We start from the raw sequence: 14,352 nt of genomic DNA, 5'->3' as shown, positions 1-14,352 counted from the left end.
CTGTTCCCCTCTGCCGGAAGACTATCCCCCGAATCGGCGGCATCACCACTATCTCTTCGCTCCCCATCGCGATCACGGCAGTAACGCTGATCACGGTGCTCGCCCTCGCGACGCAAGTACGACCAGCGGCGCAGCCTCGTGAACAGTAGAGTCCCGGGAACCGCAGACGAGGACGACGAACTCCGCGTGCGTGTGGTGGAGACTAGGGGGCTCGAACCCCTGACCCCCGCCTTGCAAAGGCGGTGCTCTACCAGCTGAGCTAAGTCCCCTTGTTCAGTTGTGCCGGTGCCGCGCGATCAGCGCTGGCCGGCCGCCACGTCGTCGGTGGCCTCGGCCCACAGGTCCCGCTCGGCCTGCTGGTCCTGCAACTTCTTGACCAGTGCCGCGGCACCGAGGGCGGCGACTGCCACGAGGAGCAAACGGTTCATCTCACACACTCCGGTCGGGTCCCCGCCGTGGACCGGCGGGGGGCCTGCTGTGGTGGGCCTAACAGGACTTGAACCTGTGACCTCTTCCTTATCAGGGAAGCGCTCTAACCGTCTGAGCTATAGGCCCGGTGGTGCTGGGTTTCGCGCGTGGCAGACCACATCGGGTATGCCGGGGTGCGCCGGATGAGATTACCTCACCACGCCGGGGTGGACCAAAACGGGGCTCACTCGTCGGACAGGGTGAGCTGCGCCCCGCCGACCAGCGCCGTGCACACGTTGTAGAGGAACGCGGTCAGGGTCGCCAGGGCGGTCAGCAGGATCACGTTGATCACGCCGATCACGACCGACAGCGACACCACCCGGCCGAAGCCCAGGTAGTCCATCAGGTCGAAGCTCGGGCCACCGTCCTCGCCGGTGCTGATCATGGTGATCAGCTCGTTGACGGTGGAGAACACCTGCATCCCGGACAGCACACTCCACAGCACGGTCACCATGACGACGCCGGCGATGCCGAGGGCGACAGAGACCAGGAACGAGATCTTCATCACCGACCACGGGTCCACCCGCTGGAGGGTCAGCCTGACCCGGCGGGGTCCGCTGCGCCGCGGTGCCCGGGTGGCCGGGTTGCGCTGGCCGGTGCGGGCCGCCGGACGGGTAGCCCGCCCACCGGTCCCCGAACTGCTCGACGAGCCGCCCGACCCCGACCCGGTGCTGCCGGACGAGCCGGAGGACCCAGCGGCACCCGCGACCCGGGCCCGGCGCTCCAGGTCACGACGGGGTGCCGTGCGGGCCATGGCGCCGTCACGCATCCCCGAGCCCTCGCCGGTCTGCGTGCCGGGACGGCTCAGCTTCTGGGTCGCGTCGGAGTCCACAGGCGAGTCACCCTGGTCGGTCCTGCTCACCACTGACCTCCCTGAGGCGGAATCACTCGTCGGCCTCGGCGGGGGCTGCCGGACCTGTGGGGTCCGACGTTACGCCATCATCGGGGGTAGACGCCGAATCCTCGTCGGGGTCGAGTTCGATCTGTTCGATCTCCTCGCTCAGCGCGGACTCCGCGTTGCGGGCCACCGCCACGATCGCGTCGCCCTTGGCCGGTGTGGCGAACCGGACACCCTCGGTGTCCCGTCCGGTGACGCGGACCTGGTCGATGGCCGACCGGACGACGTTGCCGCGCTCCATCACGACCAGCACCTCGTCGGTCTCCTCGACCGTCAGGGCGCCGACCAGGTCGCCCGCCTTCTCGGTCGCCTTCGCCACCTTGATGCCCAGGCCGCCGCGCCCCTGGACCCGGTAGGCCGACACCGGGGTGCGCTTGGCCTTGCCGTTGCCGAAGACGACGAAGACGTAGGGGTCGGTGCCGTCCGGGATCACGCTCATCGAGAGCAGGTGGTCGGCGTCGCGGAACTTCATCCCGGTGACCCCGGAGGTGGCCCGGCCCATCGGACGCAGCGCCGAGTCGGTCGCCGTGAACCGGACCGACTGGCCCTTGACCGAGACCAACAGCACGTCGTCCTCGGCACCGGCCAGCTGCGCGCCGACGAGCTCGTCGCCATCGCGCAGGTTGACCGCGATCAGACCACCGGACCGTGGGGAGTCGTAGTCGCCGAGGCGGGTCTTCTTGACCAGCCCGTTGCGGGTGGCCAGGAGCAGGTAGTCGGCCTGCTCGTAGTCCTTCAGCGTCAGCACCTGGGCGATTTCCTCACCGGGCTGGAAGGCCATCAGGTTGGCCACGTGCTGGCCCTTGCCGGTGGGTCCGCCCTCGGGAATCTCATAGGCCTTGGCGCGGTAGACCCGGCCCAGGTTGGTGAAGAACAGCAACCAGTGGTGCGTGCTGGTGGTGAAGAAGTGGTTCACCACGTCGTCGGCCCGCAGCGCGGCCCCGCGACGGCCCTTGCCGCCACGGTTCTGCGGGCGGTACTCCGCGACCCGGGTCCGCTTGGCGTACCCGCCGCGGGTGATCGTGACGACCACGTCCTCCTCGGGGATCAGGTCCTCCATCGACATGTCGCCGTCGAAGGGCACGATCCGGCTGCGCCGGTCGTCGCCGAACCGCTGCACGATCTCGGCCAGCTCCTCGCTGACCAGGTCGCGCTGGCGCTGCGGCTTCTCCAGGATGTCCTGGAGGTCCAGGATGAGCGCCTCGAGCTTGTCGTGCTGCTCGATGATCTTCTGCCGCTCCAGGGCCGCCAGGCGCCGGAGCTGCATGTCCAGGATGGCCCGCGCCTGCGCCTCGTCGACGTCCAGCAGCTCCATCAGGCCGTCCCGGGCCTGCTCGACCGTAGGGGACCGGCGGATCAGCGCGATCACCTCGTCGAGGGCGTCCAGGGCCTTGAGGTAGCCGCGGAGGATGTGGATCTCCTCCTCCGCGCGACGCAGCCGGTATGCCGTGCGCCGCTGGATGACCACGATCTGGTGCTCCACCCAGTGCCGCACGAAGGCGGACAGCGGCAGGGTGCGCGGCACGCCGTCGACCAGAGCGAGCATGTTGGCGCCGAAGTTCTGCTGCAGCTGGGTGTGCTTGTAGAGGTTGTTGAGCACGACCTTGGCGACCGCGTCCCGCTTCAGCACGATCACCAGCCGCTGGCCGGTCCGGCCGGAGGTCTCGTCCCGCATGTCGGCGATGCCGCCGAGCTTGCCGTCGTTGACCAGTTCGGCGATCTTCTTGGCCAGGCTGTCCGGGTTGACCTGGTAGGGCAGCTCGGTGACCACCAGACACTGCCGACCCTGGATCTCCTCGACCTCGACCACGGCCCGCATGATGATCGAGCCGCGCCCGGTGCGGTAGGCCTCCTCGATGCCGCGGCGGCCCATGATCAGGGCGCCGGTGGGGAAGTCCGGACCGGGGATCCGCTCGATCAGCGCCTCGAGCAGCTCCTCGCGGGAGGCGTCGGGGTTTTCCAGCAGCCACTGGACGCCGTCGGCCACCTCCCGCAGGTTGTGCGGCGGGATCTGGGTCGCCATCCCGACCGCGATCCCGGCCGAGCCGTTGACCAGCAGGTTCGGGAACCGGGCGGGCAGGACGGTGGGCTCCTGGGCCTTGCCGTCGTAGTTGTCCTGGAAGTCGACGGTGTCCTCGGTGATGTCACGGACCATCTCCATGGCCAGCGGCGCCATCTTGCACTCGGTGTAGCGGGGGGCCGCGGCGGGGTCGTCACCGGGCGTGCCGAAGTTGCCCTGGCCGTCGACCAGCGGGTAGCGCATCGCCCAGTCCTGCACGAGGCGGACCAGGGCGTCGTAGATCGCGCTGTCGCCGTGCGGGTGGTAGTGCCCCATCACGTCGCCGACGACGCGGGCACACTTGTTGAAGCCACGGTCCGGGCGGTAGCCCCCGTCATACATCGCGTAGAGGACGCGGCGGTGCACCGGCTTCAGCCCGTCCCGCACGTCCGGCAGCGCGCGCGAGACGATGACGCTCATCGCATACTCGATGTAGCTGCGCTGCATCTCGGTGTTGAGGTCGACCGCCTCGATCCGGTCGCTCTGCGGTGTTTCTGTCACGACGTTCCTTTGGTATGCCGTTCAGTGGCCAGTGTTCGTACTACGTCTTGCGCGGGGTCTCGGCCGGAGCCCTCCCCCAGCGGCTAGATGTCCAGGAAGCGGACGTCCTTGGCGTTGCGCTGGATGAAGCTGCGCCGGGACTCCACGTCCTCGCCCATCAGCACCGCGAAGATCTCGTCCGCGGCGGCAGCGTCGTCCAGGGTGACCTGCAGCAGGACCCGGTGGTCGGGGTCCATCGTGGTCTCCCAGAGCTCCCGGTAGTCCATCTCACCCAGACCCTTGTAGCGCTGGATGCCGGTGTCCTTGGGCAGCCGGCGGCCGGCGGACAGGCCCTCCTTGATCAGGGCGTCCCGCTCCCGGTCGGAGTAGGCGAACTCGTGGTCGGCGTTGGACCACTTGATCCGGTAGAGCGGTGGCTGGGCCAGGTAGACGAAGCCGTGCTCGATCAGCGGGCGCATGAAGCGGAACAGCAGGGTAAGCAGCAGCGTGCGGATGTGCATGCCGTCGACGTCAGCGTCGGCCATCAGCACGATCTTGTGGTAGCGCGCCTTGCCGATGTCGAAGTCCTCACCGATGCCGGTTCCGAACCCCGAGATCAGCGCCTTGACCTCCTGGTTGTTTAGGATCTTGTCCAGGCGGGCCTTCTCGACGTTCAGGATCTTGCCGCGGATCGGCAGGATGGCCTGGTTGAACGGGTTGCGGCCGCGGACGGCCGAGCCGCCGGCGGAGTCGCCCTCGACGATGAAGACCTCGGAGACCGACGGGTCCTTGGACTGGCAGTCGCGCAGCTTGCCGGGCAGGCCGCCGGATTCCAGCAGCCCCTTGCGCCGGGTGGCGTCGCGGGCCTTGCGGGCGGCCAGGCGTGCGGCCGCGGCCTGCACCGCCTTGCCGACGATCTCCCGACCCTCCCGGGGGTGGGCCTCGAGCCAGTGCCCGAGCTCCTCGGTCATCGCGGACTGGACGAAGCCCTTGACCTCCGAGTTGCCCAGCTTGGTCTTGGTCTGCCCCTCGAACTGCGGCTCGCCCAGCTTCACCGAGACGACCGCGGTGAGACCCTCGCGGATGTCGTCGCCGGTGAGGTTCGGGTCCTTCTCCTTGAGCAGCTTGTTGGTGCGCGCGAAGTCGTTGATCAACCGGGTCAGCGCCGCCCGGAAGCCTTCCTCGTGCGTACCGCCCTCATGGGTGTTGACCGCGTTGGCGTAGGTGTGGACCGACTCGCTGTAGGAGGTCGTCCACTGCATCGCGACCTCGAGGGCGAGCATCCGCTCCTTGTCCTCGTTCTCGAAGCCGATGACCTCCTCGTGCACCGGCTCGGTCCGCTTCGACTTGTTCAGGTGCACGACGTAGTCGAGCAGGCCGTTCTCGTAGCAGTAGGTCACCGAGCGCTTCTTGGCCAGCTCCGGCGTCGTCGCGCCCGGGTCGGGCAACCCGTCGACGTCGTCCTGGTCGAGCCCGTCGATCGGGTCGTCCTCGAGGGCGTCGATGTCGTGGTCGACCGGGACCGGCCGCTCGTCGACCAGCGAGAGGGTCAGGCCCTTGTTGAGGAAGGCGCGCTGCTGCAGGCTCGACCGGATCGTCTCGAACTGGAAGTCGAGGGTGTCGAAGATGTCGCTGGAGGGCCAGAAGACGATGGTGGTGCCGGTCTCCTCCTCGGGGATCTCCTCGTCCATCGACAGCGGCTCCTGCGGCACACCCAACCGGTAGGACTGACGCCATACGTGCCCGCGCTGGCGGACCTCGACGTCCAGCCGCTCGGACAGGGCGTTGACCACCGAGGAACCCACTCCGTGCAGACCACCGGACACCTTGTAGCCGCCGCCGCCGAACTTGCCGCCGGCGTGCAGCTGGGTGAGCACGAGTTCGACGGCCGGCTTCTGCTCCACCGGGTGGATGTCGGTCGGGATGCCCCGGCCGTCGTCGACGACCCGGATCGCCCCGTCCTTGAGGATGGTGACCTCGATCGTGGTGGCGTAGCCGGCGAGCGCCTCGTCCACCGAGTTGTCGACGATCTCGGTCACCAAGTGGTGCAGCCCGCGTTCACCGGTGGATCCGATGTACATGCCCGGGCGCTTACGCACCGCCTCCAGCCCCTCCAGGACCTGGATGGCGTTCGCGTCGTATGCCGGGGAGGTGGCGAGGGAGCCGGGGTCACCTTCCTGCGGGGTTGCCTCGGGTAGTTCGGGCATCTCTGGCTGGGTCGACGACGGGTCGTCGGGTCCGACAGTGGCCACAGGTCTCCTTAGGAACGCTCACCGGATTACCGGTCCAGTCTACCTGTCATGGCCCCCAGAACATGCCTTCCACAGCCTCAGAACGGCTTTTCTACGGCAAAACAGCCCCTCAGACGAGGTCCACCACGTCGCGTGGGGGCTCAGCCGTCCACACGTGCCGTTTTGCCGCTCGGTCGGGACGGCCGTCACACCGGTCGATCCGGACTCAGAAGAGGGTTATTCCGATCACGAAGGCAACGAGCGTGGCGACGACGACCACGCCTCCCGTGACCACCGCGGCAGCCCTCTGGTGCCGGTGGCTCCAGGGAAGCATCAGCGGCCACCGCTGCACGGTCTGCTCCGGTCGGAGCACCTCCAGGTAGGTCGCGACCGGCGCCGCGTGGGCCAGTGCCTCCACGTCGGCCAGGTCGGACAACGGCTCAGTGGTCAGCAACGTGGAGGTGTCCGCGGCGAGGAACAGCGCGCGCGGGCGGTGATCTCGGACCACGGCATACTCCTTGGTGACCACGGCCTCCGCGATCTCGTCCCGCCGGACCATGATGGGGCGACGCAACGTCCGGCGTTTCACCACATGGGTGGCGGTGACCTGGAAGACCGCCCGTTGCCGCGCCCAGAGGAAAGCCAGCACCCCCGCACAGACGAGGACGGCCAGGCTGCTGATGAGCAGGTTCTCGGCCGCGCTGCCGTCGCGGTTCCGGATGAGGACCACGTAGGGGATGCCCAGGCCGAGCCCGATCACCATGGGCAGCACCGCCTCCGTGACGAGGACCCGCGTCCGCGCCCTGGCCTCGAACAAGACCGTGCCCTGTTCCGTGACGTCTCCCACGAGCATCTGCGCCTCCGTCCTCACCCGTAGGTGTCCCGGGGTCCCCGACCGGTCGTCCGGAAGGCCCCCTTGCGCCAGCTCGGCCCGCCCGGGCCGCGGACCACGATCTCGGTCACCACGTCGGGCCCCACCTCGGTCTCGATCCGGGCGAGCACCGAGCTCGTGAGCAGCTGCATCTGGGTGGCCCACGCCGTGGAGTCGGCCTGCACCGTCAGCACCGAACCGGTGAACCCCGTGGGGGCCACGTGCTGCGCGACGGTGTCGCCCACGATCGTGCGCCACCGCCCGATCACGGACCCGACCTGCACCTCGGAGCCCCATCCCCGGCTGGCGACCAGGCGTTCGATCTCGGTGCCGACCTTCTGCGGGTCGCGTGCATCGGGTTTGCCGGCGCCCGAGCGGGTTCGCGAGAGACCCGCGGCGGGGCCGGCCGCGCGGGTGCCGGCGGTGCGGCCGGGTCGGCCGGGTCGCAGCCCCTTCTCGCGCGCCAGCCGCCGGGCACGGGCCAACGCGTCCGCGGCCGCGTCGAGTGCGGCCTCCTCCTCGGGGACCGCCTCCTCGGGGACCGCGCCGGGGTCGTCGCCGTCCGTGGAGCCGCTCACGGGTTCTCCCGGACGGTGACCGAGCCCAGGCTGACGTCGAGCACCGCACCGGCGCGGGCGAGCAGCTCCTCGGGCACGTCCTCGGCGACCGCGGCCGTGATCAGCACCTGCTCGCAGTCGGCGATCAGGGCGGCCAGCCGGTGGCGCCGCCCCTGGTCCAGCTCGGCAAAGACGTCGTCCAGCACCAGGACCGGGTCTGTCCCCACGTCGTGCCGCAGCAGCTGGAACCCGGCCAGCCGCAGCGCCAGGGCGAACGACCACGACTCGCCGTGGCTGGCATACCCCTTGGCCGGGAGGTCGCCGAGGGCGAGCACCAGGTCGTCCCGGTGCGGCCCGGCCAGGCTGACCCCGCGTTCCTGCTCCTGGGTGCGCAGCTGCGTCATCGTCTCCAGGGTCGCGGCCACCAGTTCCTCGCGTTCGGGCACCTCGCCGGCGGCGATACGGTCGGCGACCGGTCCCTGCAGGCTCGTCCGGTAGCTGGTGACCGCCGCGGTGTCGGCATCGCTGATCGTCCGGTAGGCCTCGTCGACATACGGCCCGAGATCGCGCAGCAGCCGCAGCCGGGCGTAGGTCAGGGCGCCACCGACCTCCGCGAGCTGGGAGTCCCAGACGGCCAGGGTGGACACCGCCGACTCGCGGGCCTCCTCCAGGGTCTGCCCCGGGGCCAGGTGGTGCTCGCGCCGCCGCCGCCCCTTCGGTTCCCGCCACAGTGCCGAGGCGGACCGGAGCAGGGCGTTGCGCTGTTTGAGTGCCTTGTCGTAGTCACCGCGCACTCCCGCCCAGCGGGGTTGGCGGGCCACGAGGAGCTCGTCGAGGAACCTGCGGCGTTCGCCGGGATCACCCTTGACCAGCGCCAGGTCCTCGGGTGCGAACAGGACCGTGCGCAGCGTGCCGAGGACGTCCCGTGGCCGGGTCAGCGCAGACCGGTTGAGCCGGGCCCGGTTCGACCGTCCCGGGACAATCTCCAGCTCCAGCAACGATTCCCGCCCGTCGCGGACCACCGTGGCCCGCACGACGGCCGTCTCCGCGCCGTAGCGGACCAGGGGTGCGTCGGTCGCGACCCGGTGGCTGGACAGGGCGGCCAGGTAGCCGGCGGCCTCCACCAGGTTGGTCTTGCCCTGTCCGTTGCGGCCGAGCAGCGTGGTCACTCCCGGCGACAGGTCGACCGTCGCCTCGGCATAGCTGCGGAAGTCGGTGACGCTGAGTCTGGTCAGGTGCACTGCATCGGTATGCCGGGCTCAGCCCGCGCTGTCAGCGTTGGCGTCGCCGGGACGCGCCTGACCGGCGTCCTGCTTGGCGCGCGCGAAGTCGTGGACCTCTTTCTGGCCCTCGGCGAGCTGGTCGTCGAGCATCTTGACGTCGTGGCCGCCGAACTGGCCGCGCAGCGCCGCGACGGCCTGCATCGCCGGGGAGTTCTCCTGGCGGGAGTTGAACCGGGCGAACAGTGCGGCGCTGATGACCGGCATCGGCACGGCGTTCTCGATCGCCTCCTGGACGGTCCACCGCCCCTCGCCGGAGTCCGTGGTGTACTCGCTGACCCCCTCCAGGCCCGGGGTCTCCTCCAGGGCCTTGACCAGCAGGTCCAGCAGCCAGGAACGCACCACGGTGCCGCGCGACCAGGCCTGGAAGCAGCCCTTGACGTCCTTGACGATCTCCTTGGCGGTCAGCAGCTCGAACCCCTCGGCATACGCGTGCATCAGGCCGTACTCGATGCCGTTGTGCACCATCTTGGCGTAGTGCCCGGCGCCGACGTCCCCGGCGTGCACGAAGCCCTCCTCGCGCGGCCCCTCCGGGCGGAGCGCGTCGAAGATCGGCATCGCCTGCTCGACGTGCTCGGGCCGGCCGCCGCACATCAGGCCGTAGCCGTTCTCCAGCCCCCAGATGCCGCCGGACACACCGCAGTCGACGTAGCCGATGCCCTTCTCGGCCAGCTCCGCATCGTGCAGCGCGTCGTCCTTGAAGTGGCTGTTGCCGCCGTCGATGACCAGGTCGCCGGGCTCGAGCAGCTCCCCGAGCTGGCTGACCGTCTCCCGGGTCGGCTTGCCCGCCGGGACCATCACCCACACCGTCCGGGGGGCGGACAGACCGGAGACCAGCTCCTCCAGAGTGTCCACGTCACGCACGTCGGGCGCCAGGTCGTAGCCGATGACCTCGTGGCCTGCGCGGCGGATCCGCTCGCGCATGTTGCCGCCCATCTTGCCCAGGCCGATCATTCCGAGTTGCATGCTGCCTTCTCCTCCTGAGTGCACGCGGGGGCGGGTGGGACTCCACCCGCCGGTTGTCAGCCCGCGAAGCGGACCGGCATCAGGACATAACGGTAGGACTCATCGGATTCGCCGTCGGGCTCGGCCTGCCCGGACAGCACGGCCGGCCGGGACGGCTGGGTGAATGCCAGGCGCGCGTAGGCGGCGTTCAGCGCACCGAGGCCGTCCAGCAGGAACCCGGGGTTGAAGGCGATCTCCAGGCCGGGGCCGGTCAGCGTCGCCTCGATCGCCTCGCTGCCCTGGGCGTCGTCGCCGGTGCCAGCCTCGATCGCGACCTGGCCGTCGGTGAACCGCAACCGGATCGGAGTGTTGCGCTCGGCGACCAGGGCCACCCGCTTGACGGCCTCGATCAGGGTGGTGGTCTCCATCAGCGCCACGGTGTCCACGCTGTTCGGGAAGATCGAGGTGACCTTGGGGTACTCACCGTCCAGCAGCCGGGTGGTCGCGCGGCGGGAGCCGGCCTCAAAACCGATCAGGCCGTCGCCGCTGGCCGGGTCGCCCAGCGCGACCTCGACGGTGCCGGCGGCACCGAGCGCCCGGGCCGTCTCGGACAGGGTCCGCGCGGGGATCAGCGCCACCCGCGAAGCGTTCGGGTCCGTGGGACGCCAGGTGATCTCGCGCATCGCCAGGCGGTAGCGGTCGGTGGCCAGGAGGGTGACCTTCTCCCCCTCGATCTCGACCCGGACCCCGGTGAGGATCGGCAGCGTGTCGCCGCGGTCCGCGGCCACGGAGACCTGCGCGACGGCCTGGGTGAACACGTCGCCGGCGATGCTGCCGCTGCTCTCGGCCGCGGCGGGCAGCGCGGGGTAGTCCTCCACGGGCATCTGGATCAGGGCGAACCGGCTGGAACCGCAGGTCAGCTGCACCTTGCTGCCCTCGGTCGACACCTCGACAGGCTTGTTGGGCAGGTTGCGGGAGATGTCGGCCAGCAGCCGGCCCAGGACCAGGACCTCGCCGCCCTCGGTGACGTCGGCCTCGACGGTCACCGTGGCCGAGATCTCGTAGTCGAAGGCCGACAGGGTCAGCGTGCCCTCCTCGTCGGCGTGCAACAGTACGCCGGCCAGCACCGGCACGGGCGGCCGGTTACTCAGGCCACGGACCACCCAGGCCACGGCTTCGGAGAGGACATCGCGGTCAACCCGGAACTTCACGTCGGACAGCCCTTCGCAAAATGACATTCGGTGGTGCCGGGTCTCGGGCGAGCGCACCGGCGGGTGTGCAGCATGACACTAGTCGGCGGCCGGTGCGAGGCCAACCCGCCCCGTCCCCGAGCGACCACGCGTCTCGGCCTCCCTGTCCTCATCCCCAGGACGTGGGACGGGATCCCGGTCCATAGGTTAACTCGTCATCGTCATAGGGACTGTGGACGTTGTGGACAACAGCCTTCCCGGGCAGGTCACCCCGGCTGTTCGGGATGTGTATGCCGGGTGGACATCCTGGGCACGGCCGACACCGGACTGGGGATCCCCGGATCGTGTCCACAACCGGGGGCGATCCGGGGGCCGCGTCGTCCGCAGGAACGTCCGGGTTGTCCCCAGGTCGTCCGCACCCTGTCCACAGCCGGGGCGGACGGGGTTGGCGTGATCCGGGTGAATGGGTGGTGTCTTACCCACAGGGTTATCCACAGGGTGTGGGTAAGGCGCAGTGGTCGCCGGACGGGCGACGCGGGGAGGTGGAGGCGCTCAGCCGCGGCGTGCGGCGGCCCGGCGGATCAGACCCGTGAGCTCGGTGATCTGGTCATACAGCGCCCGGCGCTCGCCCATTAGCTGCCGGATCTTGCGCTCGGCGTGCATCACGGTGGTGTGGTCCCGCCCACCGAACTCCTGACCGATCTTGGGCAGCGAGAGGTCGGTGAGCTCCCGGCACAGGTACATCGCGATCTGCCGGGCGTTGACCAGGGTGCGCGAGCGGGAGGTGCCGCACAGGTCGTCGATCGCGATGTGGAAGTAGGCGGAGACCTCGTTCATGATCGTACTGACCGTGATCTGGCCGGAGTCACCGGCCGGGATGATGTCCTTGAGGACGTGCGCGGCGAGCTCGACCGTCAGCGGCATCCCGGAGAGCGAGGCGAAGGCGGTCACCCTGATCAGCGCGCCCTCGAGCTCGCGGATGTTGGTGGTGATCTTGCTCGCGATGAGTTCGGCCACGTCCGCGGGGATGGTCATCCCCTCCTGGGCGGCCTTCTTCATCAGGATCGCGATGCGGGTCTCCAGGTCGGGGGGTTGCACGTCGGTCAGCAGCCCCCACTCGAACCGACTGCGCAGCCGCTCGGCGAAGCCGGAGAGCTTCTTCGGCGGCTGGTCGGAGGTGATCACCACCTGCTTCTCACTGTTGTGCAGCGTGTTGAAGGTGTGGAAGAACTCCTCGACCGTCTGTTCCTTGCCCTGGAGGAACTGGATGTCGTCGATCAGCAGGAAGTCCACGTTGCGGTAACGGCGCTGGAACGCGCCGGCCTTGTCGTCGCGGATGCTGTTGATGAAGTCGTTGGTGAACTCCTCGGAGTTCACGTAGCGGACGCGCACGCCCGGGTAGAGGTTGCGGGCGTAGTGCCCGATGGCGTGCAGCAGGTGGGTCTTGCCCAGCCCGGACTCGCCGTAGATGAACAACGGGTTGTATGCCCGGGCCGGCGACTCGGCCACCGCGAGCGAGGCGGCGTGCGCGAACCGGTTGGACGACCCGGACACGAAGGTGTCGAAGGTGTACTTGGGGTTGAGCCGGGAGTCGACGTCGGTCGAGGACACCTGCACGGCGTCGGAGCCACGGGCCTGGCTGCGGGCCATCGGGGTCTCCCTGGTCGTGGCGCCCTGGTCGCCGTTCCCGCTCTGGGGCGCCCGCCCGCCAGCCGAAGCGGCCTCGCCCGGACCCTCGTCGGAGAGCTGGGTGCCCTCGCCCTCGATCTGGCCGCGCAGGTCCTCATCGACTGTGATCGCCAGGCGTACCCGCACGGCCAGGTGGGTGGACAGCGCGTCTTCGACCTGGGTGCGCAGCCCGGCCTCGAGGGAGTCCTTGGTGTGCTCGTAGGGCACGGCGAGCAGGGCCGTGGAGTCGAGGAGTCCGACGAGGCGGGTCATCCGCAGGTAGGCGCGCTCCCGAGGTGCGATGCCGTTTTCGTGCAGGTCACCGACGGTGTCTTGCCACACCTGGTCGTAGTCGACCTCCGGCTGCGTCATCGGTGTCGTGTGTCCTTGTCTGTGTCGTACCTGCGGGTAGGGTCCCCCCGTGGCCGAGGTCCCGGCGCTCCCGCTGTCGACCGTGTCCACAAGGTTATCCACAGGCTGTGTATAAACCGGTGGACAAGGACTCCCGAGCCAGCGACGCTAACAACATCGACGGCCCCGGGGCAAGTGCCCGCCCTGGAGATCTGCCCGGATCGGCGTGTCGCGCGGCATCGACGGCTCGGAAGCAGCCACACTAGACCGTTTTGGTCGCCGCGGCGACGGGACCCCACACGGTTTGACCCGGAATGTGGCCCTCGCGTACCGTGGAGCAGGCCGATTTCGGCCGTTTTCGCCTGCCCGCGAGCACGTCCTCCCGGTCGCACCGACCGGGGGTGGCGCGTGGGCTTTCGATTGCGGCCGAGGGCGGCACCCGAACATCCCCAACCAGCCAGAGCCAGCACCGATCACGACAGACGTGGGGTGCTGCGGTAACGGAGTACCCAGTGAGCAAGCGTACGTTCCAGCCCAACAACCGTCGTCGCGCCCGCGTGCACGGCTTCCGCCTGCGGATGCGTACCCGCGCCGGCCGTTCCATCCTGGCCAACCGCCGCCGCAAGGGCCGCTCCAGCCTGTCCGCCTGACGAGGGGCCCCGACCAGGTCGACTCATCAGCCATGCTGCTCCCGAGGTCACGATGCTGCCCAAGCGCCATCGACTGACCCGGCCGGAGGATTTCACCGCCGTGTTCCGGGGCGGTGCGGCGCGGTCGGTGACCAGGACCCGACGGGCCGGCACGCCGCTCCTCGTGGTGCACCGCGCCGACCGGTCCCACCGCGGTTCCGGCCCGGCCAGGGTCGGCTTCGTGGTCTCCAAGGCGGTTGGCAACTCCGTTGTGCGACACCGGGTCACCCGGCAACTGCGGCACCTCGTCGCGGCCCGCACGGACCAGTTCCCCGGCGGTACCGACCTGGTGGTCCGGGCCACCCCGGCAGCTGCGGGGGCGAGTAGCCAGGCCCTCGGTGCGGCGCTTGATGACGCCGTCGCTCGGGCGTTGCGCTGATGGCGGCCACGGTGGGCTCGGTCCTGGCGGCACCGCTGATCTGGTTGGTCCGCGGTTACCAGTTGCTGATCTCGCCGCTGCTCGGCCCCAGCTGTCGCTACTACCCGTCGTGCTCGGCCTACGCCATCGAGGCGTTGCGGGTGCACGGACCCCTCCGGGGAACCTGGCTGGCGGCTCGCCGGTTGTCCAGGTGCCATCCTTGGAGCGCCGGGGGCGTCGACCACGTTCCCCCGGCCCGCACGCATGACCACCAGGTGAGCCACGGCTCGCCGCAAGACTGAGGACC

General features: G+C 69.6%; 13 protein-coding genes and 2 tRNA genes. 3 read left to right on the top strand and 12 right to left on the bottom strand.

Going from position 1 to position 14,352, the window contains the following annotated elements:
- Positions 1–193: 193 nt before the first annotated feature.
- From FB467_RS02600 to dnaA, 12 genes are all read right to left on the bottom strand, one after another.
- Positions 194–269, bottom strand: a tRNA-Ala gene (locus tag FB467_RS02600).
- Positions 270–296: 27 nt separating this feature from the next.
- Positions 297–428, bottom strand: coding sequence for a DLW-39 family protein (locus tag FB467_RS18670; protein ID WP_211350536.1), 132 nt, complete (start codon positions 426–428; stop codon positions 297–299).
- Positions 429–478: 50 nt separating this feature from the next.
- Positions 479–555 (bottom strand) — tRNA-Ile (locus FB467_RS02595).
- 97 nt (positions 556–652) lie between these two features.
- Positions 653–1,330 carry a DUF3566 domain-containing protein gene (locus tag FB467_RS02590; RefSeq protein WP_228393281.1) on the bottom strand — a complete coding sequence of 226 codons (678 nt, stop codon included), beginning with the start codon at positions 1,328–1,330 and terminating at the stop codon, positions 653–655.
- Between the two features lie 22 nt (positions 1,331–1,352).
- Entirely contained in the window at positions 1,353–3,872 is a 2,520-nt protein-coding gene (gene gyrA, locus FB467_RS02585) for a DNA gyrase subunit A (RefSeq protein WP_244932761.1), read from the bottom strand.
- Positions 3,873–4,009: 137 nt separating this feature from the next.
- On the bottom strand, positions 4,010–6,112 hold the full coding sequence (gyrB, locus tag FB467_RS02580; protein ID WP_141783706.1) for a DNA topoisomerase (ATP-hydrolyzing) subunit B: 2,103 nt from the start codon (positions 6,110–6,112) through the stop codon (positions 4,010–4,012).
- Positions 6,113–6,362: 250 nt separating this feature from the next.
- Complete coding sequence (locus tag FB467_RS02575; RefSeq protein ID WP_141783705.1) at positions 6,363–6,989, bottom strand: hypothetical protein; 627 nt, start codon at positions 6,987–6,989, stop codon at positions 6,363–6,365.
- Positions 6,990–7,003: 14 nt separating this feature from the next.
- Positions 7,004–7,585, bottom strand: coding sequence for a DciA family protein (locus FB467_RS02570; RefSeq protein WP_141783704.1), 582 nt, complete (start codon positions 7,583–7,585; stop codon positions 7,004–7,006).
- On the bottom strand, positions 7,582–8,805 hold the full coding sequence (gene recF / locus FB467_RS02565) for a DNA replication/repair protein RecF (RefSeq protein WP_141783703.1): 1,224 nt from the start codon (positions 8,803–8,805) through the stop codon (positions 7,582–7,584). The genes FB467_RS02570 and recF overlap by 4 nt, the downstream gene beginning before the upstream one ends.
- A gap of 18 nt (positions 8,806–8,823) precedes the next feature.
- Positions 8,824–9,810, bottom strand: a complete 987-nt coding sequence (gene gnd, locus FB467_RS02560; protein ID WP_141783702.1) for a phosphogluconate dehydrogenase (NAD(+)-dependent, decarboxylating) — start codon at positions 9,808–9,810, stop codon at positions 8,824–8,826.
- A 56-nt stretch (positions 9,811–9,866) separates the two neighbouring features.
- Complete coding sequence (gene dnaN, locus FB467_RS02555; RefSeq protein ID WP_141783701.1) at positions 9,867–11,000, bottom strand: DNA polymerase III subunit beta; 1,134 nt, start codon at positions 10,998–11,000, stop codon at positions 9,867–9,869.
- Between the two features lie 531 nt (positions 11,001–11,531).
- Positions 11,532–13,019 (bottom strand): chromosomal replication initiator protein DnaA, encoded by a 1,488-nt coding sequence (gene dnaA, locus FB467_RS02550; protein WP_141783700.1) that lies wholly within the window; start codon positions 13,017–13,019, stop codon positions 11,532–11,534.
- Positions 13,020–13,510: 491 nt separating this feature from the next.
- Here dnaA and rpmH point away from each other — a divergent pair, with 491 nt between their 5' ends.
- Genes rpmH through yidD form a run of 3 tightly spaced genes read left to right on the top strand, consistent with a single transcriptional unit; the run spans position 13,511 to position 14,347 of the window.
- Positions 13,511–13,648: a 50S ribosomal protein L34 gene (gene rpmH, locus FB467_RS02545; protein WP_141783699.1), complete on the top strand. Its 138-nt coding sequence runs from the start codon at positions 13,511–13,513 to the stop codon at positions 13,646–13,648.
- A 52-nt stretch (positions 13,649–13,700) separates the two neighbouring features.
- A complete protein-coding gene (rnpA, locus tag FB467_RS02540; RefSeq protein ID WP_141783698.1) occupies positions 13,701–14,066 on the top strand; it encodes a ribonuclease P protein component in 366 nt (121 codons plus the stop codon).
- A complete protein-coding gene (gene yidD / locus FB467_RS02535) occupies positions 14,066–14,347 on the top strand; it encodes a membrane protein insertion efficiency factor YidD (RefSeq protein WP_141783697.1) in 282 nt (93 codons plus the stop codon). Before rnpA ends, yidD begins: the two co-directional genes overlap by 1 nt.
- Positions 14,348–14,352 lie beyond the last annotated feature (5 nt).

Source organism: Ornithinicoccus hortensis, assembly GCF_006716185.1.
GTDB classification, from domain to species: domain Bacteria; phylum Actinomycetota; class Actinomycetes; order Actinomycetales; family Dermatophilaceae; genus Ornithinicoccus; species Ornithinicoccus hortensis.
This window is presented reverse-complemented; position numbering and strand designations above follow the sequence as displayed.